Genomic DNA, 25,844 nt, shown 5'->3' with positions numbered 1-25,844 from the left:
TCAGCCCCCGCCGTCTTCGGCCGACTGGTCGTGGACGATGAGCCAGCCCCCCTCCACGTTCAGCAGAACGAGCGTGAACGGCCCCGTCGATGTGACCGCCCCCTCGCGCTCGAGGACGTAGCGCGCCGTCGCGACCCCGACCCGCTCATCCACTTCCCGCACCCGCAGCGCCTCGAAACGGAGACTGTCCCGCTCCGCACCCTCCGCGAACCCCGGTGCATAGCGCTCGCGGATCCCGTCGTAGCCTTCGATGAGTCCCGTCGATCCGATATAAGTGGTCGTCGAAGATGGGGAGTAGGCGCTCATGAAGCCCTCGAGATCGCCCGCGTTCCACGACGACGCCTGCCGGTCGAGCAGGGAGGCGACCTGCTCGGCCAGATCGGGCCCCTCGTCCGGCACCGGTGCGCCGTTGGCGTCCAGCCGTTCGAAACGGCATCCACCCGTCGCGAGTCCGGCGGCCAGGGCCACCGCCATCGCCGCCCCGAGCCCCGAGCCTCGCCTCCCGGCCGGTCGGTTTCGGATCATTCGTCCCATCCCCTGGCCTCTCTTAACCGAGCGCGCGCGTGAACAATTCGACCGAGGCGTCGATCGCCTCTTCGAGTTCCGGCGTCGTCCCCTGGAACGGGTGTCCCGCCTGGAATGTGTGCGTCGCCCCCTCTACCCCGACGAGCCGCGCGAGGTCTCCCACCGCGTCGGCGATCCGCCACGCGTCGCTGAAGGGTACCGATTCGTCGGCCGTCCCGTGCACCACGGCGACCGGAATCCGCAGGCTCGCGGCGCTGGCGAGCACGTCGAGGCGCTCCCGGTTGGCCCGCATGTCGTCGAGCACGTTCCGCTCCAGCGGCATGTCCTGCTTCGTGCGCGCGTTGGGGATGATGACGGTTTCCCCTGCGTCCCACTGCTCGGCGAAGCTCTCGTAGCGCGTGACGGAGGAGATCGAGGCCCACGTGACGAGCCCCCGGACCTGGGACCGGAGGCCTGCCTTGAGGATGCAGGTGGCGCCGCCCCGGCTGTGGCCGAGGAGACCGAAGCGCGTGACGGGTGCGACATCGAGGTCTTCGAGTCGGCCCGCCGCGAGTCCATCGAGGATGGCCTCGAGGTCCCACAGTTCGCGGGAGAAGGTGTTGCGGCTGAAGGCCCTCAGGTCGTCGAAATCCGAGTCGCGTACACCGGAGCCGTCGAAGTTGAACGAAACGACAGGGATCCCGGTCCGCTCCGCGAGTTGTTCGCAGAGCCAGGGGAAGAATCCCCAGTCCTTGAACCCCTTGAAGCCGTGGCAGACGACGAGCGCCGCGTCGCCGGTGGGAGAAGCGCTCGCCCAGTAGTCGCCGCGGATGTCCGCGCCCGGCGGCGTGAGTCGAAACGGGGTACGCGTCAGGTTCTCCATGCCGCCTCCGTCAGACCCCGTCGTCCCGCTGCCTCTGCGGCAGCCAGAGGGTGTCCTCGCGGCCCGCCCGCCGGTTCGCGGCCCGGGCGAGGGTGAACAGCAGGTCGGAGAGACGGTTGATGTAGGGGACGACGATGTCGGCGAGGTCCGGCTGCTCCTCGAGGAGAGCGGTGACGCCCCGCTCGGCCCGCCGACAGACGGTGCGCGCGACGTGCAACTGCGCGGCGAGGGTCGATCCGCCGGGCATGACGAAGGCATCGAGCACTGGAAGCTCGGCGTCCAGCGCGTCGATCCACGCTTCGAGCGCCTGAATCCGGTCGGCGGAGAGCGCCGGAATCGTGCCCTTCCGCAGCAAACGGTCGGGATTGGAGGCGGCGAGGCGGGCGCCGATCGTGAACAGGTCCTCCTGGACCGCCCCGAGCTCCGCCCTGGACTCACCGAGCGTCGCGCCCTCCGGGTCGAGGGCGAGCGCCGTCCCGATGACGGCGTTGAGTTCATCGACGGTGCCGTACGCCGCGACCCGCACGTCGTCCTTCGGAACACGCGCGCCGCCGAGGAGTGTGGTCTCCCCTCCGTCCCCGCCCTTCGTGTATATCTTCAATCGAGATTCGACCGTAATCGGTGTGGCCGCGTGCCGCGCGTTGTGCGCCAGGCTGAGGGGCGAACCTTAACAGCCCGCGGCAAAACGCCGCCACCGGACGCCGCCATCAAGGAGTCGTGACGTGAAGACTGAAGGAACCGACCTCCGACCTGCGGATGTTCAGTCACGAAGAGCCTTCATCGCGACGGCGGCGGCCGGGATGGGCGCCGTCGCCTCGGGCTCGCTCGGCGCGTGCGGTCCGAGTGGTGAGGGGACTGCCGCGGGAGCCTCGGAGGCGGGGGACGGGGACGCGGGCGGCGGGATCGTCGTCGCGCGCGGACCGATTGCGGTGGAGGCCGGGGTCGGGGCCCTCAGGCGCGGCGGGAACGCGATCGACGCGGCCATCGCGACGGCGTTCGCACAGTTCATCACGACGCCGTTCTCCGCGGGCGTGGGCGGATTCGGCTGCATGGTCGTGTACGACGCGAGCACCCGACGCGCCACGTCCATCGATTTCCACGGGCGCGCGGGGAGCCGGGCCACGCCCGACATCTACCGCAGCGCCCTCGAGGGGCGGATCTACGGACACGCGGACCGCTGGAAGGTGCGCGGCGACATCAACCAGATCGGCTACAAGGCGGTCGTCACGCCCGGCACGATCGCCGGCCTGTGGGAGGCATGGAGTCGGTTCGGGACCCGGCCGTGGGCCGAACTCGTGGAGCCGGCGATCCGGCTCGCGTACGACGGGTTCGAGATCCCCGGCGCCCTGGCGCGCGGCTTCACGACTCGGACCGAGTCGTCCTCGGGCGTGGTGCCGTTCTTCACCAAGGTCCGGACAACCGACGCCTCCGCCCGCATCTTCCTCAACAACGGGGTCCCGTGGCGGGCCGGTGAACGACTCGTGCAGCCCGACTACGGCCGCACGCTCGAGCTTATCGCCGAGGGCGGCGCCGACGTCGTCTACCGGGGCGAGATCGCCGAGCGGATCGCGGCGGATTTCGAGGCCAACGGCGGGCTCATCACGATGGCCGACCTCGAGGCGTACACGCCCGATGTCTACGACCCGGTGCACGGCACGTACCGCGGGCACGAGGTGTTCTCGAACGCCCTGCCGGGGAGCGGCGCCCAGGTCATCGAGATCCTGAACCTTCTCGAGGGATACGATGTTCCCTCGCTCGAACACGGGCAGGCCGACCACGTCGAACTCCTCGGCCGCGCCCAGATCCTCTCCTTCATCGACCGGCGCCGGTACCACGGCGATCCGAAGTTCATCGACGACCCGACGGACCTCCTCGTGTCGAAGGACCGCGCCGCCGAACTGCGAGGGTTCATCGACCGCCGCGAGCTCCCGCCCGACGTGGTGGAAGAGCCGCCGGAGGGCCCGGACACGACGCATCTCTCAACGGCTGACCGAGAGGGGAACTGCGTGGCGCTTACGCACACGCTCGGGTCCGCCTCGGGGGTCGTCACCGAGGGGCTCGGCTTCACGTGGAACAACTGCATGTTCCAGTTCAATCCTGTCGCAGGACGGCCGAACAGCATCGAACCCGGCAAGGCGCGCATCACGGGGATCTCGCCCGCGATCGTGCTCCGCGAGGGCCAGCCGATCCTGGTCACGGGAGCGGCGGGCGGCACGCGCATCCTGGGCGCCGTCCAGCACACGATCAGCAATACGGTCGACTTCGGCATGTCGGCCCTCGAGGCCGTCTCCGTCCCGCGCTGGCACTGGGAGGATCACCTCCTGGAGATGGAGCCGCAGCTCTATCACCACCTCAAGGACGAACTCGAAGGGCGGGGTCTCGACGTCGCCAACGACGCGTTCGTCGCGCAACTCCACGCGGTCGGGATCGACCCGGATACCGGCCGATTGACGGGAGGGCCGGACCCGCGCGGATGGGGCGGAGGATCGGCTACCGTATAGCCTCCCCGACATGCTCCCGGAGGCCGGTTTCAAGGTTGACACTTTTCCCGTCCCTTTGTATCCTGCGGGTCGCGCTGCGGGGTGGAGCAGTCTGGTAGCTCGTCGGGCTCATAACCCGAAGGTCGCAGGTTCGAATCCTGCCCCCGCTATTGCTCGCCTCGCCTCGCAAAGCTGCGGGGCGAGGCGTTTTGCTCTTCGACCCTTTCCGCTGGAGAGGGGTACGGTCCGGGGTAGCTCAGTGGCCAGAGCGGGTGGCTGTTAACCACTAGGTCGTGGGTTCGAATCCCACCCCCGGAGTCAGCACCAGGGCTTTTGCCAGGGGCTGCAAGGCTGGGTAGCTCAGGCGGTAGAGCACGGCGCTGAAAACGCCGGTGTCGGCGGTTCGACTCCGCCCCCAGCCATTTGCCACGGGCCGCCATCGGCCGGTTCGCGGGAAGCGGCAGAGGGGCGTAGCTCAATTGGTAGAGCACCGGTCTCCAAAACCGGCGGTTGGGGGTTCGAGTCCCTCCGCCCCTGTCGCTCGCGTAGCTCAGGGGTAGAGCGCATCCTTGGTAAGGATGAGGTCGCGGGTTCAAATCCCGCCGCGAGCTCTTACGGGCGCCCGTAGCTCAGTTGGATCAGAGCACCGGCCTTCTAAGCCGGGGGTCCCAGGTTCGAGTCCTGGCGGGCGCGTGGCAGACAGGGGACGACAGCGGCACGAGCCCCCATCGTCCAACGGCTAGGACACCACTCTTTCAAGGTGGAGATAGGGGTTCGATTCCCCTTGGGGGTATGCAGGACCGGGCGGGAACGGTGACAGCCCGTCCGCGGAAACATGGGGCCGTAGCTCAGCTGGGAGAGCGCTGCAATGGCATTGCAGAGGTCAGGGGTTCGAATCCCCTCGGCTCCACTTCGCAGCCTTCGAGGCTGTGTGCGCCGTTAGCTCAATTGGCAGAGCAACTGACTCTTAATCAGTAGGTTCGGGGTTCGACTCCCTGACGGCGCATTCCCTCCACCGACGTACCCGCCTCAGCGGTTCTCTTCACGCTCCTGCGCCCGAGCCCCGCGCAGCACGTTCTCGAGGGCGTAGTTCGCCTCGTGGCAGGCGTACTCGTAGAGGAGGTCTTCCATCTTCACGAACGGAACCTCGCCGCCCCATGGGCTCTCCCACGTGTCGGGATCGTCGATCAGGAATTCGTAGGTGATCGTGTTCGCGTCCGCGCGCGTGAGCCGCTCCGTGATCTTCATGTTCGGCGAGGCGCCGAAGAACTCGCGGTAGGCCGTGAGCTGCTCCGGATTGAGCTTCGTCGTCTCGATGACGAGGGTGTCGTCCTCCCACCATCCGCGCGAATCGCCGAACCAGGGCTGGATCGCCTCCGGGAATGCGGCCGGGGCGCCGGTTTCGTCGGTCTCTCCGGCGTCGGGGGAGACGCCGATGGGGATGATGCGGGTGTCGTGCACCATCTCCGTCATGATCACGACGTGGGACGGCGTCTGCACGATGGTGTAGTTGTTGTTGTAGAAGTAGTTGGGGAGCATCGGCGGGCCGGCGTTGGACCCGAACGAGACGATGCAGCGCTCGGAGAGCGGGCGGTTCTCGGGGTTGTCGTACTCGCCATGCCGGCCGCGGGCGGCCATGAGTTGGCCCAGCCGCTGCTGCGCCTCCGCCGTGCGCGCGGGAATGCGGCCGTCGGCGGGCACCGTGAGGAGGGAACTGCGCGGCTCGCCGTTCACGACCGCCACCTGGTCGCCGCGGTCGAGGTAGAAGACGTTGTAGCCACCGGTGCCCCCGGCCGCCGCGTCCAGCACGAAGTCGCACCCGAGGCTGACGCCGCCGGCTGAGGGCGCCCCGCGGTCGGGATCGCTGAGCTGCGAGTGGGCCTCGATGCACTCCTGCCTGCCGCCCTCGATCTCGGCCACCTGCTCGGGCGTGAGCACGGCCTCGAACCCCTGGGGCCGCTCGATGGGGGTGATCGTCCCATTGGTCCAGTTCCCCTGCAAATCCGGCCGCCCGTCGGACGTGCGCGGCACCCCCCCACCATCCTGAGCGAAGACAACAGGAATCGATACCGCAGCGACCAGGGCCACGGCGACGGTTGCTCGAATCGTGGTTATCTTCATGGAAACGTCCCCCACAGTTCAGCGTCTCGGCGACACGAAAGTCGTCACTTCCTAATCATAGGACTCGTTGGGCGATGGTTCACGGGGTGTCCCTAAACACGCGTCGCGATGGAGAATCGAGTGCCGGACTTCTCGTCTGATCGGGAACGGCGCCTTTGGATCTGGGCGCTGGCAGTGGTCGTGGCGATCTATTCGACGGCCGATCTGGCCCGGACGCTTGCCGACGCGCTGCGCGAGAGCGGCCTGCTCGAGTACACCGCCTCCATGTTCAGCGGCGGCATGCTCCTGATCGGGGCGATGATCCTGGTCCAGGGGCTGAGGGGACGTTCGCGCGGCGTGGAAGTCGGCTTCGGGCTGGGAGTCGCGGCCATCGCCGTCCTCGGGTTCGCCCGCGGGATCAGCGCGGCCGAGCGTTCTCACCTCATCGAGTACGCGGTTCTGGCGCTCATCGTGCATGAGGCCCTGGTCGAACGGAAAGGCCAGGGGAGGCGCGTCCCCGTCCCCGCCGTGCTGGCCATCGCGGGGACGACGCTGGTCGGCGTGGTGGACGAGTGCATCCAGTTCCTTGTGCCCAGCCGCACGTTCGACTGGTTCGACATCGGCTTCGACCTGCTGGCGAGCGTGCTGGCCGTCGGTTCGAGCGTCTCGATCCGCTGGGTACGGCGCTGGATCGGGGGGCGCCGCCCCTCGGCGTAGTCCAGCTGCGTGGGCCAAGGCCAACGGGGCCCCGAAAGGTGTCGACTAGTCTCGCGCGTCCGCAGGTGTCCGGCCAATCGCGTCTCCCCGCGGTAGTCGGTGCTTTTCCCTGCGGTAGTCGACAGTCCGCCCGCGTCCAGGGCCCGTGTACCGGCGCGGTGTCAGTCGTTACGATGCCTCCGGTGATCGATCCGAATCGGGAGGTTCTCATGCAGGGCATGATTCGCGCACGCCATGGTGCGCTGTGGGCGGGAGTTCTTGCGGTTTGCGCGACGATGCTGGTTCCGGCGGCGGTGGCCGCGCAGTACCTGCCCGCGCGCGGGAACGGTTGGGAGACGCGCACTCCGGAGCAGGTGGGGATGACCGCCGAGGGTATCCAGGCGGCCATCGAGTATGCGCTCGAGCACGAGACGAGCCAGGCCCGCGACCGGGAGTTCCAGCACAGCCGGAGCTTCGGGCGCGAACCGCTCGGGGAGGGGATCGGCCCCTTCAACGTGCGGGGCGGGCCGGCCGGGATGATCGTGCGCCACGGCTACATCGTTGCGGAGTGGGGGGACACGAAGCGCGTCGACATGACGTACAGCGTGACCAAGTCCTTCCTCTCGACGTCGGTGGGACTCGCCTGGGACGACGGACTCATCGGCTCGCTCGATGACACCGTGCGCGAGTACATGGCCCCGATCGACGTGCCCTCGGGCGATGGGGAACCCGGCGTGGACCGCATCGGCTTCGGGAAGCCCGACCCGACGACTCTGTTCGAGTCCGAGCACAACCGCACGATCACGTGGGACGACCTCCTGCGGCAGACATCCGACTGGGAGGGCACCCTGTGGGGCAAGCCGGACTGGGCCGACCGTCCGAGCGGCGACCCCTCCACCTGGATGACGCGCGACCGCCACCCGTCGGGGACCGTGTACGAGTACAACGACACGCGTGTGAACCTCCTCGCGCTCGCCGCGATGAGCGTCCTGCGACGTCCGCTGCCCGAGGTTCTGCACGAACGGGTGATGGGGCCGATCGGCGCCTCCCCGACCTGGCGCTGGAACGGCTACGAGAACTCGTGGGTCACGATCGACGGGCGCCGCGTGCAGTCGGTGAGCGGCGGCGGCCACTGGGGCGGCGGCATGTTCATCAGCGCCCGTGACCAGGCGCGCTTCGGCCTCTTCACGCTGCAGCGCGGGAAGTGGGGGGACAGGCAGCTCCTCTCGGAGGAGTGGTTCGATTTCGCGACGACACCCGGCCCGGCCAACGGCTCCTACGGCTTCATGAACTTCATGCTCAACGTCGCGGACGACGAGGGAGAGAAGCGCTATCCGAGCGCGCCCGAGGAGGCTTGGGCCCACCTCGGGAACGGCACGAACATGATCTACTGCGACCCGGTGAACGATCTCGTCGTGGTGGCCCGCTGGATCCCCGGCGGCGCGATCGACGGCCTGCTCGACCTCGTCATCGGCGCGATCGACGACGCGGCCGCCACCTCGTCCGGATCGCCCTGAACCGCATCGCGGTCGGCCCCCGACGGCAGGTGGACGTTGGGGGCCGGGCCGGTTAGATTGCGTCCACGGCGCGTCGCCTCTTCCGGCGGCGCGTTTCGTGTCTGCGCCCGTAGCTCAGCCTGGATAGAGCGCTTGCCTCCGGAGCAAGAGGTCACAGGTTCGAATCCTGTCGGGCGCACTCGTCCCGGCCGGGCCAGCAGCACCGGTTCGTGGGGGGCGACTCCCCGGACCCGAGGGTTCAGGGGCGCAGGCTCGGGTGGCGGAACTGGCAGACGCGCAGGATTCAGGATCCTGTGGGATTTAACTCCCGTGGGGGTTCGACTCCCCCCCCGAGCATCACCGGCCCAGGTGGCGGAACTGGCAGACGCGCTAGCTTGAGGGGCTAGTGTCCTTTTACGGACGTGGAGGTTCGAATCCTCTCCTGGGCATGCAGCACCGCGGGGTCTCCCCGATTCCGCACGCAGGACATACCGAGCGCCCGTAGCTCAACTGGATAGAGCACCTGACTACGGATCAGGAGGTTGGGGATTCGAATTCTCCCGGGCGCATGTTTCCTTCCTTCGGAAGTCAACCGGCGCCCGGCAGAATTCTCGGTGCGCTCGTGAGGCTTCGCCTCCCTTCGCTGGCCAAATTCTCCCGGGCGCATTTCTTTCTTCAGAAGGACTGGTGCCCGCGAGAATGTCGCGCGCTTCGGGGCTGCCGCCCCTTCGCTGGCCAAATTCTCCCAGGCGTTCCTTTCTTGGCTCAAGTGCCGGGTGGGATTGTCAATGTGCTCGCGGGGGCTTCGCCCGCTCGCTGAGGCGGATCTGCCGGGCGATCGAGTTGTGGGCGGTCGACTTACTTCAACACGTTCCTCGACGACGGGAGTCCATCCTATGCGTGTCAGGCCAGCTGAACGGGAAGATGTGGATCGGTTGCTGGAGTTGATGCGGGGGCTCGCGCGGTTCGAGGAGTATATCGACGACTTCGCGGTGACACGGGAGAGCGTGCTCGAGCATGGATTCGGCGATGCGCGTCTGTTCACGGCGTTTGTGGCCGAGCAGGACGATGATCTCGTCGGGATGGCTGTCGTCTATACGATTCCCTGGACCTACACGCTTCGGCCCAAGGTCGTGCTCAAGGAGCTGTTTGTTGAAGAGGCGGCACGCAGCACGGGAGCGGGTAAGGCTCTGATGGCGGCCGTGGTTTCACACGCCAGATCCGTTGGTGCGGCCGAACTGATCTGGACCGTCATGGACGGGAACCGCGCGGCCGAGGGATTCTACCGATCCCTGGGCGCCTCGCCGGATCGCAAGTGGAACAACTGGTCCCTGAACCTCGATGCGGAGGCGAGACCCGTCCGCTGACGGGGTGCCCATCCGAAGGGGATCAAGCCTCGAGGCGCTTCAGACGGTCAGCAAGGTCCGGCTTCGGATAGAAGTAGAACGTCCGGCCCACCTTCCGTCTGTTCAGGAGCCCTCGCTCGGCAAGGTCCAGCAGATCTGAGCGAGCGGTCTGGTAGACCACGTTGTGACTGTTCCGGTGAGACCGGATCGAGTAGCGGCTGTTGGGGTGCTTCAGAGAGTGGCTCAGGAGCGCAAGCTGTCGCTGGTTGAGAACCACCGCCTGTCGCAGGAGGGCCTCGACGCGCCGGACCTCTTCCATCTTCCCGTCGAGGTGGACATGCAGTTCGTCAATCGCCCGTCGGATGATGCCTAGCTGGTGGAGCAGGAAATAGGTCAGGTCGTTCTCGTCGGTCTCGGTATGCAGGTAGGATCGAGCGTATTTGGCCGGTTGCGAGCGGAGACGCGTCGAAATCGAGATGTACTCGCAAAGCCAGTAACCCTGCGACAGCATGGACCAGTAGAAGAGTGCCCTGGCCGTACGACCGTTGCCATCGACGAACGGGTGATCGTACCCGACCCAGAAGTGAAGAAGGACGGCGCGAACCACCGGGTGAACGAAGGCGTCCCCATCCTTCCCGTTGGCGAACGCGCACATCCGATCGAGGCGTTCCTCCAGCTCGGAGGCGTCCGGCGGGCGGTGGAGAATCTCGCCATCGAAGTCGCTCACAACGACATCGTCCTCCCGTCGCCGCAACCGGCCGGCCGCGTCCGGGTCGTCGAGTGTGTCGGCGGTAACGATTTTCTGGAGTTCGAGAATTCTCTCGGGCGTCAGCCGTTCGTGCGTGAACTGCCGCACGCTGCGCATTGCCAAGTAGTTGTTGAGGACCATCTGCTCACTCTGATCGGACGGCTTTCGGCCGGTCCTGATCAAGTCCTTGGCCCTCTCGATCGTTGTGACCGCGCCCTCGAGCTGACTGGAAGTGATGGCCTCCAGCATCAGGGAACTGATGATGTACCGGTCTCGCGTTGCTGGGCTCGTGACCTGCTCGCTGATCTCGATCTTTCCGCTCGCGTCCCGGTCGATCCGGTGGATGGCTTGGAACACGGTATCCGTCATCGAAAACGTGAACGGTGCGCCGGTCTTGTCCAAGAGGGCGATCGGCTTGGCGAGTGAGGCCCGGGCGAACTTGAGCGCGAGCCACCATTCGCGGGTGGTGAGACCGTCTGGGGGATCCAGATGCCGCAGCTTGTCCCAATGATAGTAGCGGCCGTTCACCTCGGGCCCGGCCCCCGACGTGAGAATGCGTCGGAGCTCGGACACGAGATCCCGGTCGTGCAACAGATCCCGGAGGGTCGGCCCGGATACGGGGATCTTGACCAAGATTACGCTCCAGGTACTAACAACGTACCAATTCGTGTCAAATTAGTATCGGGGTCTCGTGCCACCCCCCTCCAAGGAGTACGCAACCTATTAACGATGTACTAATTCAACAAGATTTAGTATGTCGTCGTGGCGTGGGGCGGAGGGTCAGGGGGAGCCAGAACTGCGTGCCGGGGGGCGGCAGTCGGGCCACTGCGAACCGTCGGGCATGGCGCGCTGGTCGCGGGGCATCGGCTCCGGGTCCTCGGAGGCCAGGTAGGCGAACAGCGCGGTCATCAGAGCGTCGTCGCGCAGGTCCTCGTAGATGATCTTGTCGAAGGAGTCCCGGTTGGTGTGCCAGGTGTAGGTGCTCGTGTCCCAGCGGTTGTCGGCGATGTTCATGGCGCTGCGGCCGGCGCCCACGTGGAAGCTGAACGCCGGGACGCCGGCGCACAGGAAGGATGCATGGTCCGTCCCGCCGGATTCGGGCATCCCGGGGATCTCGAGGGTGACGAGGTCCGCGAGTTCGCTCGGGATCTGCGCGAGCCAGTCGCCGAAGCGTCCGCCCGCCGCGGCGAAGCCCTGCATGGGGATGAAGGTGACCGGTCCGTTCCCGTGATCGATGTTGAACACGGTGTGGGTGCGCTCGAGGATCTCGGGGTGGTCCTCGACGAAGGCGCGTGAGCCGTTCAGGCCCTGTTCCTCGCCGTTCCAGAGGGCGCCGATGATCGTGCGGCGGGGGTTCGGGACGGCATACTTCAGGATGCGCATCGCTTCCATGATCGCGACCGCGCCAGTGCCGTTGTCGAGCGCGCCGTCGGAGCCGTCCCAGGAGTCGTAGTGGCCTCCGAGGATCACGTACTCCTCGGGGTCGGCGCTGCCGGGGATCACGGCGAAGGCGTTGGAGACGGGCACTTCGCCGAGGAAGCGGGCCTGGGCGTCGACGCGAAGCACCGGTCCCTGGCCGTTCTCGGCCAACCGGTAGAGGAGCCCGTACGCCTCGCAGCTCAGGTCGAGCAACGGGGCCCGCTCGTTCCCGGTGCCGAAGATCTTGTTCACCCCCCAGCCTTCCGACCACTGCGAACGGATGACTCCGGCGGCCCCGGCGGCGTCCAGCGCTTCCGGCAGCGCGCGGCGGCCGACCCCCGTGTTCTCCTCGCGTTCGCGCCACGCCGCGATCACGCGCTCGCGTTCCTCGGACATGCGCGCCAGCGTCTCGGGCCGAGAGAATTGCTCGAGGTTCTCCCGCGGCCGGCAACTCGCCTCCGGTCGCGAGATGAGGACGAACTTGTCTTGCACCTCCGGCAGCCACGCCTGGAATGCTTCGGGGCTGCCCCCGTCCGCCAGAATCACGACCTCCGCTTCGACGGGGCCATCCGTGGCGGGACTCCATGCGGCAGCCATGCCCTCCAGCGACCTGACTCGCGGTGAGACGAGATCGATGTGAGTGATCCCGCGCTCCCACCCGCGCCAGGTGCCGTACTGCTCCTTGTACGCCTCGATGCCCCACTCCGCGTACTTCGCCAGCGCCCAGTCGTTCGCGCCGGCCATGGCGGGCGAGCCGGTGAGGCGCGGCCCGATCGAGTCCATCATCACCTGGCCGAGTGCGTAGACCTGCGAGCGCTCGACCCCCTCCTCCCAGATCGCCCGGATGACCGGGTCATCGGAGGGAAACGACTGGGCGGCCGCCGGTTGTGTGGAGAGAAGTGCCAGCGAACACGCCAGTGAGAATCGAGCCAGGGGTCTCATGGATCTCTCCGCGGGAGGGTTGGGATCAGGTAAAGGTAGATGGGACCGAGTGCGTTGCGAATCCCCGTGAGCGCCCGGACTATGTGGGTTCGGCGCCCCACTCGCCCTCGAACCCTGAGTTCTCCATGCGTCTAAGAGGCAAGCGTGCTCTGGTCACCGGCGGCTCTCGGAGCATCGGCCGGGGCATCGCCCTGGGATTGGCGCGCGAGGGTGCGGACGTGGCGGTCAACTACCGGCGCAGTCGTGAGGATGCCGAAAGCGCCGTCCGTGAGATCGAAGAGATCGGACGCCGCGCGGTCGCCGTGCAGGGCTCCACGGACTGCCGGTCCGACGTCGAGCGCTTCGTCGCCGAGGCGTGCGACTTCCTGGGTGGCCTCGACATCCTGGTGAACAACGCGGGGATCCTGAAGCGAACGCCCTTCCTGGAGATCGACGAAGAGGAGTGGGACGACATTCAGAGCGTGAACCTGAAGGGCTACTTCCTGGTCGGGCAGGCGGTGGGGCGCCGCATGGTCGAGGCCGGGACGGGGGGCGCGATCGTCAACGTGTCATCCGCCGGGCAGGCGGTGGCCGCGCCGAACCTCACCCACTACTGCGTGTCGAAGGCGGGGGTGGAGATGCTCACGAAGCAGATGGCGCTCGAGCTTGCACCCCACGGCGTCCGGGTGAACGCCATCGCGCCGGGTCTGATCGAGACGGACCTGAACCGCGCCGATATCGCTCAGGCCGAATTCCGCCAGGGGCGCCTCGCCCGCATCCCGCTCGGCAAGATCGGTGCGCCGGACGACGTGGTGGGGGCCGTCGTATACCTGGCGTCGCACGACGAGGCGAGCCTCGTGACGGGCGCGTCCCTGTTCATCGACGGCGGCCAAACGATCTGGGGCGCCTGACGGGTGGAGCGGCGAGTCCACATCGAGAGGGCGGGCGGCTTTGCGATGGCCCTCCCGGTTGCGGAGGCATTCCCGTTGTTCAGTGCGGAGGGTGAGCGACGGTGGGTGGCAGGGTGGGATCCGCGCTACGTGACTCCGACCGAGCCCCATGCGAGAGAAGGCCTGGTGTTCCAGACCACCAAGCCTGTGGGAACGGCGACGTGGGTCCAGACGCGGCATGAGCCTGCCGCCGGCGTCGCTTCGTTCGTGTATGTGGTTCCCGACTACCACACTGCCATGGTGGACGTCCGCGTGGCCACTGACCGAGGAGTGAGAGTGGGGCGGAAGTGCGTTGCGCCAAGGGTCGACGGTTCGTGAACGCGGGCGCGGCGCGCGTCTGGATCCGGTCTTGCATAGTGGTGGTCGCGACGATCCTGCCGGCTGCCTGCCGCGGGCCCGGGTCGGCCGATTCCGTCCCGCCCCCCGACTCGGCCGCCTGGGAGGTTCGCTTCTCCCACGTGCTCTCTACCGGCTCCGAGTTCCACCTCATGGCGGAGCGCTTCCGGGATCTCATGCTGGAGCGCACCGACGGACGGTTCCGGGTCGTCATCTATCCGTCAGGACAACTCGGGGGCGAGCGCGTCGCCTTCGAGCAGATCCAGGTCGGCGCGGTGCACATGGCCATCACGGGCACCCCCGTGCTCTCGGGATGGGTGCCGGAAACGCAGGTGTTCGATCTCCCGTTTTTGTTCGAGACCCGGGACCACGGGCTCTCGGTGATGAACGGCCCCATCGGCGACTGGTGGCGCGACCTCCTGCTCGAGCGCACGGGCGTCCGCTCGCTGGGCTTCCTCGACTACGGGTTCCGCCACGTCTACAACAAGCGCCGGCCCGTCGAGACGCCCGAAGATCTCGCCGGCCTCAAGCTCCGGGTCCTTCAGAACGCGACGTACCTCGCGGCCTATTCCGCGCTGGGCGTTCAGGCGACGCCGATGAACTACGGCGAGGTCTACTCCGCGCTCCAGCAGGGCGTAATCGACGGCGGGGAGGCGAACGCGATCGGGTTCGTGAGCAGCCGGCTCCACGAGGTGGCGAAGTTCTACAGCTTCACCTCGCTCACCTACAACCCGATCACGCTTCTCGTGAACGAGCCGTTCTATCGGGGGCTCCCGGCCGAGATCCGAGCGACCGTCGACCGGTCAGCGGCTGAGGCGCTCGCGTACCAGAGCGAAGTCGCGCGCCGGATGGAGGCGGACGCGCTGGAGGATATGCGCGCGGCCGGCGTGGAGGTCTCGCGCCCCAACCTGGCGCCGTTCGCGCCGGCCGTAAGACCTCGGATCTGGGACCAACTGGCCGATCGATTGCCGGACGGGGGCGCACTGATCTCGAGGTTGGTAGCGGGCGCTGAGCGCGCGGCTTCCGGCGGCCGGTAGCGGGCCGAGAGTGAGCGGATGAAGCAGCGGCTGCGGACGCTCAACCGGGTGCTGATCGCGCTCGAGACGTACGCCGTGGGCGTCCTCGTGATCGCGGTGTGCGACGTCGTCCTCCTCCAGGTGTTGATGCGCTACCTCTTCGCCTACCCGAATCCCTGGAGCGAGGAGGTGTCGCGCTTCTGCTTCATCTGGATGTCGCTGCTCGGAGCCTCGCTGGCCGTGGCGCATCGGGCCCACTTCCGGTTCGATCAGCTCACTGAGCGGTTGGCCCCTCGCGCGAAGCGGGTCGTGGAGACGTCCGCCGGGGCGGTCGTGCTGCTGTTCGCGCTCCTCCTCATCGGCACGGGGATCGCCCTCATGGACCTGACCATGGGAGAGCGCTCCGCCGCACTGAACCTGCCCGTCGCGCTCGTATATGCCGCGGCGCCGGTGTCCGGCGCACTGATGGTGCTCCACCTGCTGGCCGGACCGGCGACCGCCGCTTCGGACCAGCTGCAGGACACGGCGTCGGCGGGGCGCTCGGTCGGGGAGGCCAGCTGATGGGCGGCCTCCTCCTCGGCGTCTTCGGCCTCCTGGTGCTGGCCGCCGTGCCGATCGGCTTCGCTCTCGCGATCGCGGCCGTGATCGCCATCCTGGTGGCGGATCTCCCGCTCGTCGTCATTCCGCAGCAGATCGTCGCGGGGATGGATTCGTTCCCCATGCTCGCCGTCCCCCTCTTCATCCTGGCCGGCTTCCTCATGGACGTGGGAGGGATCAGCCGACGCCTCGTGACGCTGGCGCGCGCGCTCGTCGGACACCTCCCCGGCGGGCTCGGGCAGGTGGTCATCGTGACCGAGATCTTCTTCTCGGGCGTGTCGGGCTCCACCTCCGCGGACGCGGCCGCCGTCGGGGGCATCATGGTGCCTCAGCTGACCGAGCACGGGTACGGCCGGGCGCGCGCCACCGCGATCGTCTCGGCCGCGTGCGGAATGGGGATCCTCATTCCGCCGGCCATCGTGATGGTCGTGTACGGCGTCATCGGCAACGTCTCGATCGGTGCCCTGTTCGTCGCCTCGATCGTGCCAGCGCTCCTCATCGCTGCGGGGCTGATGACGCAGATCGGGTGGCAGGCGCGCAGGGAAGGGTGGCCGGCTGCGGAGCGCGCATCCGCCGCCGAACTCCGCCGCGCGGCGATCGACGCCGTGCTCCCGCTGTTCATGATCGTGGTCATCCTGGGCGGCATCCGATTCGGCCTCTTCACCCCCACGGAGGCGGCCGCCGTCGCCGTCTTCTACGCCCTGCTCCTGGCGGGGTTCGTGTACCGGTCCCTCACCCTCGCGGATCTGTGGAGCAAGATCGTCCGGACCGCGATGGTGTCGGGGATGGTGCTGTTCGTGGTCGGCGCCGCGAACCTATTGGGCTGGGTGCTGGCCGTCCTGCAGGTACCGCAGGCGCTGGCATCATCGGTGGTGGGGATCGGAGGCGGCCAGGCCGGATTCATGGCCCTCACGATTCTCATCTTCCTCCTGCTCGGCGCCATCCTCGAAGGAGTGCCCGCGGTCGTGCTGCTGACGCCGATCCTTCTGCCGTTGGCGACGCAACTCGGGATCGATCCCATCCACTACGGTGCCGTCATCGTCGCGACCCAGGGGATTTCCGTGTTCCTGCCGCCCGTCGGCGTGAGCCTGCTGGTGGCCTGCTCCGTGGGAGGGGTTGAGCCGGCGGAGGTCGCCCGCCCGCTGTGGCCCTATCTGACGCTGATGCTTGTGCTAACGGCCGCCATCGCGTTCCTGCCGGGCTTGGTGCTGTTCCTGCCGGAACTGCTCGGGTACTGAAGGGTCTTAGCCACCCATCGTTTCGTGAATGAGATGACCTTGGGGCCGCAAGATGGAGACACGAGAGTTCGAGATCAGAACGGAGCGGATGCTGCTCCGGCCGCACCTCCGGGAAGACGTGGACGACATCTTCGAGTTCGCCCGCGATCCTGAGTGGGGCAGATACCTGACGGCGCCGATGCCCTACGTGAAGGAACACGCGGTGGAGTTCGTGGAGGACCGGATCCTCACGTCACGAGACATGTGGCCGATGTGGGCGATGGTCCTGAACGGGAGGGTCGTCGGCGGCATCGGAATCGAGATCGATGCCGAATATGCGACCGGAGCCTTGGGCTACTCGCTCGCGAGGAAGCACTGGGGCAGAGGCCTGGTCCTGGAAGCGGCCCGTGCCGTCGTCGACTGGGCGTTCCGCGAGCGCGGGCTCGCGAAGGTGTACGCATACGCCGATGGGCGGAACACGCAGTCTCTGAGGGTGATGGAGAAGCTGGGCATGACCCGCGAGGGGGTGCTGCGCAGTCACCGGACGTTGCGGGATGAGCGGGTCGATGACGTGTACTACGGACTTCTGAGCGAAGAGTGGGAGAGGGACGGTAACTGAGGAACGCCGATTACCGGGGCGGTCTGTGGGCGGTTGCCGACGTTAGTACTTGATGTCGGTCCGGCCGACCGTCATTCCGATGTTGCCGACCCGGCGACCCATCGTGTAGTGCTCGCCGCTCCCGGCGGTCATCCCGAAGAAGTCCACATCGGGCACGATCAGGCGACCGGCGGCGTCGACCGCGCCCTCGATGACGGTCGTCGCCACGACCTCCGCGAAGAAGAGCTTCCGCTCGGGCGGCATCTCGATCGAGTCGATCATCCGACACTCGCAAGTGGATGGGAGACTCCTCCACCGTGGGCGAATCGACGACGGTCGCCGTACCGCGCGTCAGACCCGACAGTTCGAACTTGTCGGCGACACGCCCGGAGTTCATGTCGACGGTGTCGAATGCCTCGACCATCGACGCGAGCGGGACGTTCAGCACGAACTCGTCGTGCATCTCCAGGAGTTCCCTCGCCTGATGCTCGAAGGCCGCGCTCACCCCGATCTGGGGCGGGTCGCCGCTCACGACGAACGTCCACAGCACCGAGATCTCGTCGGGGTCGCCGGGTCGGCCGTTGACGGTGAGCAGGATCGCCGGGACGGGCGGGAGCATCGGCCCCGGCTCCAAGAGCGAACGGCGAGGCCCGGTGAGCGGTGCCGACGTCCTATCCTCGTCCACCCGCGTCCCTTCGTCCGGCGCGCATCCCCAAACGGCGGCGACCGCGGCGGCCGCCGATCCGCTCTCCAGAAACCGTCTCCGCGACCAGTCGGGTGTTGATGTCATCCCTTTCACTGCCTCCTCGCAGGTGACTCGCCGTTCGCCCAGGCATCAATAGATGCCGGGAATGATCCGGTACTTCACGCGTGTCTGATACTCGGCCCACTTCTCGGGGCCGTATTTCTCGGCGCAGAACTGGTCATCCAGGCGTTGGCGTGAGATGAACAGGCCGACGATGAAGATGAAGTAGGTCCAGGCCCACAGGTTGGTGAAGTTGGAGTTGCCCCGCTTTGACGGACACCTATCCATTGGGGTCAAGCAAGGAGGTGTCCTATGGCGGGCCGGCAGGGGCGGTATCCGTCCGAGTACAGGGAGCGGCTGGTGGAACTGGCGAGGAGCGGGCGTAGCGCCGCGTCACTCGCCCGGGAGTTCGATCCGTCGGAGCAGACGATCCGGAACTGGGTCCGGCGGGCGGACGTGGACGAGGGGTTCCGTAGCGACGGGCTGACGACGGAGGCGCGCAACGAACTGCGGCGCCTGGAGCGTGAGAACAAGCGGCTCAGGATGGAGCGGGACATCCTAAAAAAAGCCGCGGCCTGACCACCGCTGCGCGGCGGTGCCCCGCGCAGGAGAGCGGATCGATCCCCGGCGGGGGTACGCGTTCATGAAGGCGCACCGGGCCGAGTTTCCGCTTCGGGCCATGTGCCGGGTGCTGGGTCTCTCCCCCAGCGGCTACTACGACTGGCTCAAGCGTCCTGCCTCGGACCGCGCGCGGCGGGACGCGCAACTCGAGGCGCGGATCGGGGCGATCTGGACCGGGAGCGGCGAGACGTACGGCCGTCCGCGGATCCACGCGACGCTCAGGGCCGAGGGCGAGCGGGTGGGCCAGAAGCGCGTGGGGCGGCTGATGAGGGGCTTGGGGATCGAGGGCGCGACCAGGCGGCGCTTCAAGACGGCGACGACGAAGAGGGACACCGAGGCCCGGCCCGCGCCGGACCTGGTGAGGCGGGACTTCTCGGCCTCCGGGCCCGACGAGCTGTGGGTGGCCGACATCACGTATGTGCCCACTTGGGCGGGCTGGCTGTACCTGGCCGTTGTGCTCGACGTCTGGAGCCGTCGCGTCGTCGGCTGGGCCATGGCGACGCACATGCGGACCGAACTCGTCGAGGCCGCGCTGTCGATGGCCCTCGCGCGCCGTCGTCCCCGGGGGCGCATCGTCCATCACTCCGACAGGGGCTCGCAGTACACCTCGCTCGCCTTCGGGGAGCGCTGTCGCGAGTCGGGCATCGCCCAGTCCATGGGCTCGGCGGGCGATGCGTACGACAACGCCATGTGCGAGTCGTTCTTCGCGACGCTCGAGTGCGAGCTGATCTGGAAGCGCTCCTTCCGCACGGCGGACGAGGCGCGACGGGAGGTCTTCGGCTTCATCGAGGGCTTCTACAACACCCGGCGGCTGCACTCCGCACTCGGCTACGAGTCGCCGGCAGACTACGAGAGGAACCATGCGGCCTGAGGCGCACCGGCGGCGCGCACGGACGTCCTCTCCCGAGCGCCTGAGAGAGGCCGAAAGGAGAAGAGCCCGAGACGATCAACCACAGAAACTAACCGTCCGTGAAAGCGGGACAGCTCCAAGTAGCCGAACACGAGGGCGATCGAGAGGGAGAAGAATCCCTCGCCCAGGTAGTTGAAGTGGCGGGCGACGCCCCACAGGCCGCTGCACAGGATCTTGCGGTCGCCGGCCTCGATGAACTCGGGTTCGATGAGGCCGAGGAACTTGCGCTCGGGCCAGCGCTTGAAGGTGTACTTCTGCATGTTGGCGCCGCGCGTGATGCCCCACCCGACCAGGAACAGCGCGGGTGCGCCGATCAGCCAGACGTCCCTCCACGGCGTCGGGAAGCCGGGATCCGGGTACACGGCCATGCCCCACAGCGGCAGGATGTAGAGCCACCCATACACCATGATGCCGCCCCAGATCATCTTGAAGCCGAGACGTTCGTGGATCACGTCGTAGGTGTAGAGCTGGACGCGCTCGAAGACGAAGTAGTCGAAGACGTAGAAGGTGAGGAATCCGGCATACAGGAAGACGCCGGGGTTCGAGTCCGCGCCGAACAGCCCGTGGTGGTACGCGGCTCCGGAGAGGGCGTTCAGTGACAGCATCGTCCCGCCGACGACGTACAGAAACATCTTCACGTCGAAGCGGTCCCTGAAGAACGACAGCTCAAGGACCCGTCCTTCCCAGAGGGCGGCGAGCGGACGTTCCACCTTGCCGCGCGCCGCGGCGAAGACGGCGAGGAGGGCGAAGACGAGGCAGAGGACGGTTCCGCCGGCGACCTGGTAGACGGTGGACCGGTAGAACCAGTCCCGCGGCATCCCGGTCAGCTCGAGCGCCCACACGATCTCCGCGAGCACGAATACCAGGAGCCCGTTCAGCCGGTAACTGCGGGGCTCGCCGGTCTCCGCATCGATGACGTACCCGGGGACCCGCTTCCCCGGCAGGATGAGCTGGACCACGAAGAAAGCAGCGCAGATCGCCAGCGGGGTGAGGAAACCCGCGATCGCTTCCGTTCCCGAAAGCTCGAAGAGGTGCCCGATGCCAAGCCATTCAATCATCAGAAAAGGTCCTCTCCGGGCATAGCCGATGCCTGTTTCAGCCAGCCCGCCAGGAGATCTTCGTCCACTTCGTCGTCCTCGTGGATGTGGAAGTAACGCACGTGCTCGTGCCGGGAGTCAACCGGCGGCAGGGGATGCAGCGACCCGCCGTTCAGGAAGGTCACCTTGATGTACCTGGTGAAACAATGGAACGAGAGGAACCAGCCCCGGTCCTCGATGCCGTAGAAGGGCGAGTTCCACCGGACGGCCTTGCGGGCGTCGGGGACGACGCGCTCGATGAGCCCGTCGAGGTAGCGGCCATCCGCGGCAAGGATGTCGATGGGGCCGTCGCTGACCGGTTCGTCGCCGCGGCGCAGGACCCAGATCCGGCCGCCCCAACTCGTGCGCAGGTCTCGCACGATGGGAACCTCTTCGGCGAACTCCAGCGTCTCGATTCGCTCGCGCGCTCGGGCCCCGTCACCGGTCCCGGATATCGTCATTGCGCCTCCGGGCCGGGAGACCGGACTTTCCGGACGATCTTCCAGGTCCCTCAACCTGCGGTTCTTCTCCGCCTGCATCACGCGTTCCGTAACGGGCTCAGGTAAGAAGGGCCGCGTAAGTGTCGCATTGATCCGGCCATCCCGTTCCGCGAGCTTGATCGCGTATGCGGAAGAGTCAGAGAATGCGATGCGTCCGCCGGGGAGCACACCCGCGATCAGCTCCGGTTCAAACCCTCTCCGGGGGCCCCGGATCATCATTTTCTGCGGCCCCCCGGCAATCAGGCGTTCGGTCGGCCTGGTCCAGGCGGGGCCCCATACGTCGACCGCGGTTTCCACCGTCGCCTCGTCCCCGGTGAGGAAGACTCGTTCGATCGAACGTGGGTCGGCGGAGGGGCCGATTGTCGACTCGCCCGCGATTTGAAACGAAAAGCCCAGCATCTTCGCACCCCTGACGACGGATTCTCCACCGGCCTCGGAGTACATTTCCCGAACTTGCGCCATGCGGCCCATGCGTACCATGCGTTCGAAGTCCCCAGTGGCAGTGAAGAGGTGGTACGCGCGATGTCCCCTGTCCGCGATTACGACCCTGCCATCGGACATGACCACCATGTCCATGGGCGATTGGAATTCACCCGGCCCTTCGCCTCTGCGACCGAATTCGCGAACGAAGTCTCCGTTCGGGTTCACGACGACGACCCGCGCAGCCAGGCGATCGAGCACGTGGAGGTTCCCGGCGTCGTCGAACCCCACCCGGCCGATCGCACCGAACTCTTCCCAAGCATCGCCAAGCGCGGACCCCACCCGGTAGACCTCCTCGAAGTCGGCCTCCAGCCAGCGGTCCTCGCCCGGGAGTTCGATCACTTCCTGGGTCCCCGCGACCCCCGGCGTTGCCGAGACCGCGATGGTCGCCAGCAGCACGGCAGCGATTTGGACCGTTCCTGGTTGGATCCGTCGCGCGAAGGGGGTCAAATCGGCAAGCATAGCTGCCCTGCGAACGCCTTCGGGGTGAGAATCGTGACGGTGAAGGTCGGCTATCCGGCCGCCTCGGCGTACGCCTTCACGGCGTCGAGATCCGCTGCGATCGCTTTGGCCACCACTCGCTTCATGAGCGGCGTGACGAGCTTCGCGCCAAGCTTGTAGGGCCTCGCCTCCATCACCATGACCAGCTGCGTCCCCCTTCCATCCGGGCCGGGCCCGACGGTGAATATCGTATCCCAGATGGTGCCGCCCTGGTCGGCCAGGAAGCGAACACGCTCATCCTGCACGTATTCGGTCACCTCCAACTCCGAGGTCGCCCTCCTGCTCCCCATGAGCCGGGTCTCCCGGAAGCGGGCGCCCACACCCGTTCTTGTCTCCGACAGGAACTCCACGTGCTCGATGTGAGGCACTGCCTCGGAAAAGTTGGAGACATCGGCGACGGTCGAAAAAACGACTCCGATCGGAGCGTCGACGGTAAGGCTGAGTTCGGTGTGCGTCATGGCGGGTCGCTGTCTCGTCAATGGCAGGTTTCGGGCTTGATTCCTTCGAACCGACACCATAGCTATCGGCCCCGCTCACCATAACCCATAGCCCCAGCCGACAAGCCACCCTGCCATGACCGCAGCCTACTTCACGCCCGGCACCTTCAGCTTCCTGAGCGACCTGGCCGACAACAACAACCGCGAGTGGTTTCTCGCCAACAAGTCACGATACGAGGCGGACGTCAAAGAGCCGGCGCTCCGTTTCATCACCGATTTCTCCGCGCCCCTCGAGGGCATCAGCCCCCACTTCGTCGCCGACCCGAGGGCGAATGGCGGCTCGCTCTTCCGAATCTACCGCGACACCCGCTTCTCCAGGGACAAGTCCCCGTACAAGACCGCCACCGGCATCCAGTTCCGGCACGAGGCGGGCAGGGACGCGCATGCTCCCGGCTTCTACCTGCACATCCAGCCGGGACGTTGCTTCATGGGTTGCGGCTCATGGCGCCCCGGCGGGCCGGCCCTCCGGCAGATCCGCGAGTCCATCGACGAGGACCCGCGGGCCTGGAAGCGGGCGTCGCGCGGCGCGGCTTTTCGCAGGGCCTTCGAACTCTCGGGCGATTCCCTCGTCCGGGCCCCGCAGGGCTTCAGCGTGGACCATCCGCTGATCGAGGACCTGCGGCGCAAGGACTTCATCGCGGTCGTGCAACTGAGCGAAGACGACCTGATGACGGATGACTTCCTCGACAGGTTCACCGCCCTGTGCCGCACGGCCGCGCCCTTCCAGCGCTGGCTGTGCCGAGCGACCGGCGTGTCCTACTGAGGGCCCTGGCCAAACAGCCGGACCGTAGCGTCTGATCTGGACCACCTTCCTCACGGGATTGTGGGGTTCGGGTAGGGTGGGACTCGCGTGAGCCCCGGGATCCCGAACGCGCGCGACACGCCGACCACGATCTCGATGTTGGCGTTCCCCTCGTCCCATTCGTCGATCCTCGTGGCGAGGCCGAGGTCGAGGACGCTCCAGTTGCTGACCTGGAGGCGGGTGCCGATCTCGGCCCAGACTCTCGCTCGACCCGCGGAAACCGGAGCCTCCAAGTAGAGGTCGGCCAGGATCGCGCGGCTGAACAATCCCAGGGGGTAGTCCGCGCCGAGTCCGAAGCGGAAGTAGTCACCGCCGTCGGCCTCGCCGGCGAGCCGGTAGCCGCCGTTTCCGTGCACGCGGAGTCGGCCCAGAGAGCGCGTCGCGATCCCCGTCGCGCCGAACTGCCAGTCGTCGTGGCCGATGGCGCCCGCGCCCGGCGTGCTCGCGTCGAGGCGAACGGCCAGGCCCGGAAGCGAGACCGTCTCGCGCGCCAAGCCGTACAGGAGGTGAGCGGAGGCGGACTCGACCCCGCCGCCGGTCCCGTCCCCGGACGGGCGTTCGACGCCGCCCTCGATCTCGACCCCCATCTGTCCGTTGCGAAATAACCCGGTCTTGAACTCGAGCAGGCCGAGCAGGCCGCGGTCGCCCTCGCCGAGAGACCCGCGGAGACCACTCTGAAACTCCCATTCCCGGAACTTGATCGGGTACGCATCCTCGACACGCGTCGGACGGTCGAGTTCGGCGGCGCGAAAGTCCTCCTGCGCGACGACCGGTGCGGGAGCGGCGGCGGCTCCCAGTCCCAGCACGATCATCCCCGGTACGCCCCGTACGAGGGCCTGCACGACACCCCTCGCGACGGCCCTCACCGGACACCTCCCTCAGGGACGTCTGCCGGCCGCTTCGATTCGGGCGGGGGCAGTGGGCGCATGAACTCGCCCATGGGCGCCATCCGGGCTTCGGGATGCCCCTGCGGCAGCCACTCGCCCGTCGGCAGTTGCGTAGGCACTCGCATCCCGCGGTCGCTCATGCGGTGGTCCCCCCCCATCGGCATCCCCGGCGCTTCGACCGTGTCCTGGCCCGCGTAGGTCATCTGCCCGCGCAATCGCTCGATCTCCGCCGCCTTCGCCGACGGGGAATACGAGGGCTCGGCCATGATGTCGTTCACCACGTCGTGCATCATGTGGAGGTTGTCGAAGATGTGCGCGGCGGCCGGGAACATGCGCGAAAACCGTGGCGCGACCTCCCCCGTCAGCGGCATGACGTGCGGAAGCTCCACGAGCACGGAGTCGGTGAAGACGTCAATGACTCGGTCGAGCTCCACGCGCCGACGCTCCGGATCGGTCTCCATCAACGCCTCGTACACCGCCGCGTGGTGCCAGTGGTAGGCCCACAGGATCCCGTTGATGTCGGGATACGCAGTGTGGAAGTTGCCGGCCCACTCCCCCCCGCCTTCCATGAAACGGTGTCCGTAGCCGCGTGTGGAGAACGCCGCCTCCGCCTCGGACAGGTAGTAGGCGATGGCCCGCTCTCCGGCCGCTCGCCTATCGGTGATTCGGTCGTCCGTGAGGATGTCGTAGAGCTGCGAGTGCAGCATGTGCGTCCAGTCCATCGACTGGGCGGTCTCGAACGCGAGCCGCGTCCAGTGCGGCGCGATGATCTCCGCCGGCGGCTCGAACTTCGGCGGATCGGCGATGTACGCCCGCACCTGCGCCTCGAACTCGGACATCCGTCGCGGCGTGTTCTCCCCGGGGCTCATCAGGATCTCGTAGGCGGCGAAATGTGTGAAATGCGCGGCGTAGAACGATCGCGCCGCCTCTTCGTGCGTGTCGTAGAACGCGAAGTTGTAGGGTGCGGCCAGGCGGTAGACGCCGTTGCGCTGCGCCGACCCGCAGGCGGCTGCGAAGGCTACGGCGAACGCGACGAGCCCCAGGATCCCCGGGGGACGCCGGATGAAACGTACGGATGGCATGTGATGCCCCTCGTCTGAACGGTGGCACCCGGCCGCGGCACGGCATGGTGACGCGGTCGGTGTGACTGTGCGGCTACGGTCCGCTCAGACGGTTCTCGGAGGGGGCGGATCCGGAGAGGCGCGCGACAGAATCAGGGCCGCGCTGCCCTGAAGCGCGGGATGCCACGCTTGCGAGAAGGCGCGGAAGCCCGGTCCGGCCGCGGCGAGCGAAGTCTGCAGCACGACGGTGCAGCCCATCAGCGAGTGGCAGTCGCCAGGAGCGTCCGATCCGTCGCCCGGTGCGTCGGCGAAAGCAGCGACCATCCCTGCGTGTTGGTGCTCGGGGTGCTCGTGCGATCCCGCCTCGCAAAGCGGGGCGCGCGCGTACGGCAGGACGAGCGCGATCAGGAGCAGGGAGTTGGCGAGCCGGCGCATGGTCTCAGTCTATCGGCGAACA

General features: G+C 67.3%; 24 protein-coding genes, 13 tRNA genes and 2 pseudogenes. 24 read left to right on the top strand and 15 right to left on the bottom strand.

Annotated elements, in window-relative coordinates; all coding sequences use genetic code 11:
* The 3 genes from ACOOGH_RS12080 to ACOOGH_RS12070 are packed head-to-tail and all read right to left on the bottom strand — an operon-like array spanning position 1 to position 1,988.
* The gene (locus ACOOGH_RS12080; protein WP_420449138.1) at positions 1 to 525 is read right to left on the bottom strand and encodes a YybH family protein; all 525 of its coding nucleotides are present in this window, start codon (positions 523 to 525) and stop codon (positions 1 to 3) included.
* Between the two features lie 22 nt (positions 526 to 547).
* Positions 548 to 1,387: an alpha/beta hydrolase family protein gene (locus ACOOGH_RS12075; protein WP_420449137.1), complete on the bottom strand. Its 840-nt coding sequence runs from the start codon at positions 1,385 to 1,387 to the stop codon at positions 548 to 550.
* Positions 1,388 to 1,397: 10 nt separating this feature from the next.
* Positions 1,398 to 1,988, bottom strand: coding sequence for a cob(I)yrinic acid a,c-diamide adenosyltransferase (locus ACOOGH_RS12070; protein ID WP_420449136.1), 591 nt, complete (start codon positions 1,986 to 1,988; stop codon positions 1,398 to 1,400).
* A 121-nt stretch (positions 1,989 to 2,109) separates the two neighbouring features.
* On the opposite strand from ACOOGH_RS12070, the gene ggt reads away from it, so the two are divergent.
* The 10 genes from ggt to ACOOGH_RS12020 all read left to right on the top strand — a co-directional run bounded on the left by ggt (position 2,110) and on the right by ACOOGH_RS12020 (position 4,873).
* A complete protein-coding gene (gene ggt / locus ACOOGH_RS12065) occupies positions 2,110 to 3,888 on the top strand; it encodes a gamma-glutamyltransferase (protein ID WP_420449135.1) in 1,779 nt (592 codons plus the stop codon).
* A gap of 75 nt (positions 3,889 to 3,963) precedes the next feature.
* Positions 3,964 to 4,037 (top strand) — tRNA-Met (locus ACOOGH_RS12060).
* Positions 4,038 to 4,112: 75 nt separating this feature from the next.
* Positions 4,113 to 4,185 (top strand) — tRNA-Asn (locus ACOOGH_RS12055).
* Between the two features lie 31 nt (positions 4,186 to 4,216).
* Positions 4,217 to 4,289, top strand: a tRNA-Phe gene (locus ACOOGH_RS12050).
* Positions 4,290 to 4,331: 42 nt separating this feature from the next.
* Positions 4,332 to 4,404, top strand: a tRNA-Trp gene (locus ACOOGH_RS12045).
* A gap of 2 nt (positions 4,405 to 4,406) precedes the next feature.
* Positions 4,407 to 4,478 (top strand) — tRNA-Thr (locus ACOOGH_RS12040).
* Positions 4,479 to 4,485: 7 nt separating this feature from the next.
* Positions 4,486 to 4,560 (top strand) — tRNA-Arg (locus tag ACOOGH_RS12035).
* Positions 4,561 to 4,588: 28 nt separating this feature from the next.
* Positions 4,589 to 4,660, top strand: a tRNA-Glu gene (locus ACOOGH_RS12030).
* Between the two features lie 44 nt (positions 4,661 to 4,704).
* Positions 4,705 to 4,777: transfer RNA gene (locus tag ACOOGH_RS12025), tRNA-Ala, on the top strand.
* A 23-nt stretch (positions 4,778 to 4,800) separates the two neighbouring features.
* A tRNA-Lys gene (locus tag ACOOGH_RS12020) sits at positions 4,801 to 4,873 on the top strand.
* Positions 4,874 to 4,896: 23 nt separating this feature from the next.
* On the opposite strand, the gene ACOOGH_RS12015 is transcribed toward ACOOGH_RS12020, so the two are convergent.
* Complete coding sequence (locus ACOOGH_RS12015) at positions 4,897 to 5,988, bottom strand: hypothetical protein (protein ID WP_420449134.1); 1,092 nt, start codon at positions 5,986 to 5,988, stop codon at positions 4,897 to 4,899.
* Positions 5,989 to 6,108: 120 nt separating this feature from the next.
* On the opposite strand from ACOOGH_RS12015, the gene ACOOGH_RS12010 reads away from it, so the two are divergent.
* From ACOOGH_RS12010 to ACOOGH_RS11980, 7 genes are all read left to right on the top strand, one after another.
* The gene (locus ACOOGH_RS12010) at positions 6,109 to 6,684 is read left to right on the top strand and encodes a VanZ family protein (RefSeq protein ID WP_420449133.1); all 576 of its coding nucleotides are present in this window, start codon (positions 6,109 to 6,111) and stop codon (positions 6,682 to 6,684) included.
* A 182-nt stretch (positions 6,685 to 6,866) separates the two neighbouring features.
* Positions 6,867 to 8,180, top strand: a complete 1,314-nt coding sequence (locus ACOOGH_RS12005) for a serine hydrolase domain-containing protein (RefSeq protein ID WP_420449132.1) — start codon at positions 6,867 to 6,869, stop codon at positions 8,178 to 8,180.
* A 103-nt stretch (positions 8,181 to 8,283) separates the two neighbouring features.
* Positions 8,284 to 8,358, top strand: a tRNA-Arg gene (locus tag ACOOGH_RS12000).
* 72 nt (positions 8,359 to 8,430) lie between these two features.
* Positions 8,431 to 8,516: transfer RNA gene (locus ACOOGH_RS11995), tRNA-Leu, on the top strand.
* A 6-nt stretch (positions 8,517 to 8,522) separates the two neighbouring features.
* A tRNA-Leu gene (locus ACOOGH_RS11990) sits at positions 8,523 to 8,608 on the top strand.
* 46 nt (positions 8,609 to 8,654) lie between these two features.
* Positions 8,655 to 8,728, top strand: a tRNA-Arg gene (locus tag ACOOGH_RS11985).
* A gap of 327 nt (positions 8,729 to 9,055) precedes the next feature.
* Positions 9,056 to 9,526 carry a GNAT family N-acetyltransferase gene (locus tag ACOOGH_RS11980; protein WP_420449131.1) on the top strand — a complete coding sequence of 157 codons (471 nt, stop codon included), beginning with the start codon at positions 9,056 to 9,058 and terminating at the stop codon, positions 9,524 to 9,526.
* Between the two features lie 22 nt (positions 9,527 to 9,548).
* Here the strand turns inward: ACOOGH_RS11980 and ACOOGH_RS11975 are convergent, their stop codons facing one another.
* Together ACOOGH_RS11975 and ACOOGH_RS11970 are read right to left on the bottom strand one after the other, a co-directional pair.
* Positions 9,549 to 10,886, bottom strand: a complete 1,338-nt coding sequence (locus tag ACOOGH_RS11975; RefSeq protein ID WP_420449130.1) for a Fic family protein — start codon at positions 10,884 to 10,886, stop codon at positions 9,549 to 9,551.
* Positions 10,887 to 11,033: 147 nt separating this feature from the next.
* Positions 11,034 to 12,614 (bottom strand): M28 family peptidase, encoded by a 1,581-nt coding sequence (locus tag ACOOGH_RS11970; RefSeq protein WP_420449129.1) that lies wholly within the window; start codon positions 12,612 to 12,614, stop codon positions 11,034 to 11,036.
* Between the two features lie 125 nt (positions 12,615 to 12,739).
* Between ACOOGH_RS11970 and ACOOGH_RS11965 the strand changes: the two genes are divergently transcribed.
* From ACOOGH_RS11965 to ACOOGH_RS11945, 5 genes are all read left to right on the top strand, one after another.
* Positions 12,740 to 13,504 (top strand): SDR family NAD(P)-dependent oxidoreductase, encoded by a 765-nt coding sequence (locus ACOOGH_RS11965; protein ID WP_420449128.1) that lies wholly within the window; start codon positions 12,740 to 12,742, stop codon positions 13,502 to 13,504.
* Positions 13,505 to 13,830: 326 nt separating this feature from the next.
* Positions 13,831 to 14,916: a TRAP transporter substrate-binding protein gene (locus ACOOGH_RS11960; RefSeq protein WP_420449127.1), complete on the top strand. Its 1,086-nt coding sequence runs from the start codon at positions 13,831 to 13,833 to the stop codon at positions 14,914 to 14,916.
* A gap of 18 nt (positions 14,917 to 14,934) precedes the next feature.
* A complete protein-coding gene (locus ACOOGH_RS11955; RefSeq protein WP_420449126.1) occupies positions 14,935 to 15,456 on the top strand; it encodes a TRAP transporter small permease in 522 nt (173 codons plus the stop codon).
* A complete protein-coding gene (locus tag ACOOGH_RS11950) occupies positions 15,456 to 16,730 on the top strand; it encodes a TRAP transporter large permease (RefSeq protein ID WP_420449125.1) in 1,275 nt (424 codons plus the stop codon). The genes ACOOGH_RS11955 and ACOOGH_RS11950 overlap by 1 nt, the downstream gene beginning before the upstream one ends.
* 52 nt (positions 16,731 to 16,782) lie before the next feature.
* Positions 16,783 to 17,328 (top strand): GNAT family N-acetyltransferase, encoded by a 546-nt coding sequence (locus ACOOGH_RS11945; protein WP_420449124.1) that lies wholly within the window; start codon positions 16,783 to 16,785, stop codon positions 17,326 to 17,328.
* Positions 17,329 to 17,370: 42 nt separating this feature from the next.
* Here the strand turns inward: ACOOGH_RS11945 and ACOOGH_RS11940 are convergent, their stop codons facing one another.
* The 3 genes and pseudogenes from ACOOGH_RS11940 to ACOOGH_RS11930 all read right to left on the bottom strand — a co-directional run bounded on the left by ACOOGH_RS11940 (position 17,371) and on the right by ACOOGH_RS11930 (position 18,340).
* On the bottom strand, positions 17,371 to 17,589 hold the full coding sequence (locus ACOOGH_RS11940) for a hypothetical protein (protein WP_420450169.1): 219 nt from the start codon (positions 17,587 to 17,589) through the stop codon (positions 17,371 to 17,373).
* 19 nt (positions 17,590 to 17,608) lie between these two features.
* Positions 17,609 to 17,926, bottom strand: a pseudogene (locus ACOOGH_RS11935) (flavin reductase family protein); the annotation flags it as partial.
* 216 nt (positions 17,927 to 18,142) lie between these two features.
* Positions 18,143 to 18,340: a hypothetical protein gene (locus tag ACOOGH_RS11930; RefSeq protein ID WP_420450121.1), complete on the bottom strand. Its 198-nt coding sequence runs from the start codon at positions 18,338 to 18,340 to the stop codon at positions 18,143 to 18,145.
* A gap of 24 nt (positions 18,341 to 18,364) precedes the next feature.
* Between ACOOGH_RS11930 and ACOOGH_RS11925 the strand changes: the two are divergent.
* A pseudogene (locus tag ACOOGH_RS11925) lies at positions 18,365 to 19,544 on the top strand (IS3 family transposase).
* On the opposite strand, the gene ACOOGH_RS11920 reads toward ACOOGH_RS11925, so the two are convergent.
* The 3 genes from ACOOGH_RS11920 to ACOOGH_RS11910 form a co-directional block, all read right to left on the bottom strand.
* Complete coding sequence (locus ACOOGH_RS11920; RefSeq protein ID WP_420449123.1) at positions 19,520 to 20,641, bottom strand: DUF1295 domain-containing protein; 1,122 nt, start codon at positions 20,639 to 20,641, stop codon at positions 19,520 to 19,522. The pseudogene ACOOGH_RS11925 and the gene ACOOGH_RS11920 overlap by 25 nt on opposite strands.
* Positions 20,641 to 22,038, bottom strand: coding sequence for a DUF1801 domain-containing protein (locus ACOOGH_RS11915; RefSeq protein ID WP_420449122.1), 1,398 nt, complete (start codon positions 22,036 to 22,038; stop codon positions 20,641 to 20,643). Before ACOOGH_RS11915 ends, ACOOGH_RS11920 begins: the two co-directional genes overlap by 1 nt.
* Positions 22,039 to 22,151: 113 nt before the next feature.
* On the bottom strand, positions 22,152 to 22,598 hold the full coding sequence (locus ACOOGH_RS11910) for an SRPBCC family protein (RefSeq protein WP_420449121.1): 447 nt from the start codon (positions 22,596 to 22,598) through the stop codon (positions 22,152 to 22,154).
* 115 nt (positions 22,599 to 22,713) lie between these two features.
* Here ACOOGH_RS11910 and ACOOGH_RS11905 point away from each other — a divergent pair, with 115 nt between their 5' ends.
* Positions 22,714 to 23,400: a DUF2461 domain-containing protein gene (locus tag ACOOGH_RS11905; protein ID WP_420449120.1), complete on the top strand. Its 687-nt coding sequence runs from the start codon at positions 22,714 to 22,716 to the stop codon at positions 23,398 to 23,400.
* A gap of 50 nt (positions 23,401 to 23,450) precedes the next feature.
* Here ACOOGH_RS11905 and ACOOGH_RS11900 read toward each other — a convergent pair whose 3' ends face one another.
* The 3 genes from ACOOGH_RS11900 to ACOOGH_RS11890 form a co-directional block, all read right to left on the bottom strand.
* Positions 23,451 to 24,305, bottom strand: coding sequence for a hypothetical protein (locus ACOOGH_RS11900; protein ID WP_420449119.1), 855 nt, complete (start codon positions 24,303 to 24,305; stop codon positions 23,451 to 23,453).
* The gene (locus tag ACOOGH_RS11895) at positions 24,302 to 25,408 is read right to left on the bottom strand and encodes a hypothetical protein (RefSeq protein WP_420449118.1); all 1,107 of its coding nucleotides are present in this window, start codon (positions 25,406 to 25,408) and stop codon (positions 24,302 to 24,304) included. Before ACOOGH_RS11895 ends, ACOOGH_RS11900 begins: the two co-directional genes overlap by 4 nt.
* A gap of 84 nt (positions 25,409 to 25,492) precedes the next feature.
* Positions 25,493 to 25,822, bottom strand: coding sequence for a hypothetical protein (locus ACOOGH_RS11890; RefSeq protein ID WP_420449117.1), 330 nt, complete (start codon positions 25,820 to 25,822; stop codon positions 25,493 to 25,495).
* Positions 25,823 to 25,844: the final 22 nt, after the last annotated feature.

Source organism: Candidatus Palauibacter sp., from assembly GCF_965213655.1.
Classification (GTDB): domain Bacteria; phylum Gemmatimonadota; class Gemmatimonadetes; order Palauibacterales; family Palauibacteraceae; genus Palauibacter.
Note: the sequence above shows the minus strand (reverse complement) of the source record. Positions and strands in the feature narration are given on the sequence as shown.

Bases quoted from the DNA above. Each gene is read 5' to 3' on its own strand.
- ACOOGH_RS12080 (WP_420449138.1), bottom strand. From the start codon at position 525: ATGATCCGAAACCGACCGGCCGGGAGGCGAGGCTCGGGGCTCGGGGCG.
- ACOOGH_RS12075 (WP_420449137.1), bottom strand. From the start codon at position 1,387: ATGGAGAACCTGACGCGTACCCCGTTTCGACTCACGCCGCCGGGCGCG.
- ACOOGH_RS12015 (WP_420449134.1), bottom strand. From the start codon at position 5,988: ATGAAGATAACCACGATTCGAGCAACCGTCGCCGTGGCCCTGGTCGCT.
- ACOOGH_RS11980 (WP_420449131.1), top strand. From the start codon at position 9,056: ATGCGTGTCAGGCCAGCTGAACGGGAAGATGTGGATCGGTTGCTGGAG.
- ACOOGH_RS11970 (WP_420449129.1), bottom strand. From the start codon at position 12,614: ATGAGACCCCTGGCTCGATTCTCACTGGCGTGTTCGCTGGCACTTCTC.
- ACOOGH_RS11965 (WP_420449128.1), top strand. From the start codon at position 12,740: ATGCGTCTAAGAGGCAAGCGTGCTCTGGTCACCGGCGGCTCTCGGAGC.
- ACOOGH_RS11955 (WP_420449126.1), top strand. From the start codon at position 14,935: ATGAAGCAGCGGCTGCGGACGCTCAACCGGGTGCTGATCGCGCTCGAG.
- ACOOGH_RS11950 (WP_420449125.1), top strand. From the start codon at position 15,456: ATGGGCGGCCTCCTCCTCGGCGTCTTCGGCCTCCTGGTGCTGGCCGCC.
- ACOOGH_RS11945 (WP_420449124.1), top strand. From the start codon at position 16,783: ATGGAGACACGAGAGTTCGAGATCAGAACGGAGCGGATGCTGCTCCGG.
- ACOOGH_RS11940 (WP_420450169.1), bottom strand. From the start codon at position 17,589: ATGATCGACTCGATCGAGATGCCGCCCGAGCGGAAGCTCTTCTTCGCG.
- ACOOGH_RS11930 (WP_420450121.1), bottom strand. From the start codon at position 18,340: ATGGATAGGTGTCCGTCAAAGCGGGGCAACTCCAACTTCACCAACCTG.
- ACOOGH_RS11920 (WP_420449123.1), bottom strand. From the start codon at position 20,641: ATGATTGAATGGCTTGGCATCGGGCACCTCTTCGAGCTTTCGGGAACG.
- ACOOGH_RS11910 (WP_420449121.1), bottom strand. From the start codon at position 22,598: ATGACGCACACCGAACTCAGCCTTACCGTCGACGCTCCGATCGGAGTC.
- ACOOGH_RS11905 (WP_420449120.1), top strand. From the start codon at position 22,714: ATGACCGCAGCCTACTTCACGCCCGGCACCTTCAGCTTCCTGAGCGAC.
- ACOOGH_RS11895 (WP_420449118.1), bottom strand. From the start codon at position 25,408: ATGCCATCCGTACGTTTCATCCGGCGTCCCCCGGGGATCCTGGGGCTC.
- ACOOGH_RS11890 (WP_420449117.1), bottom strand. From the start codon at position 25,822: ATGCGCCGGCTCGCCAACTCCCTGCTCCTGATCGCGCTCGTCCTGCCG.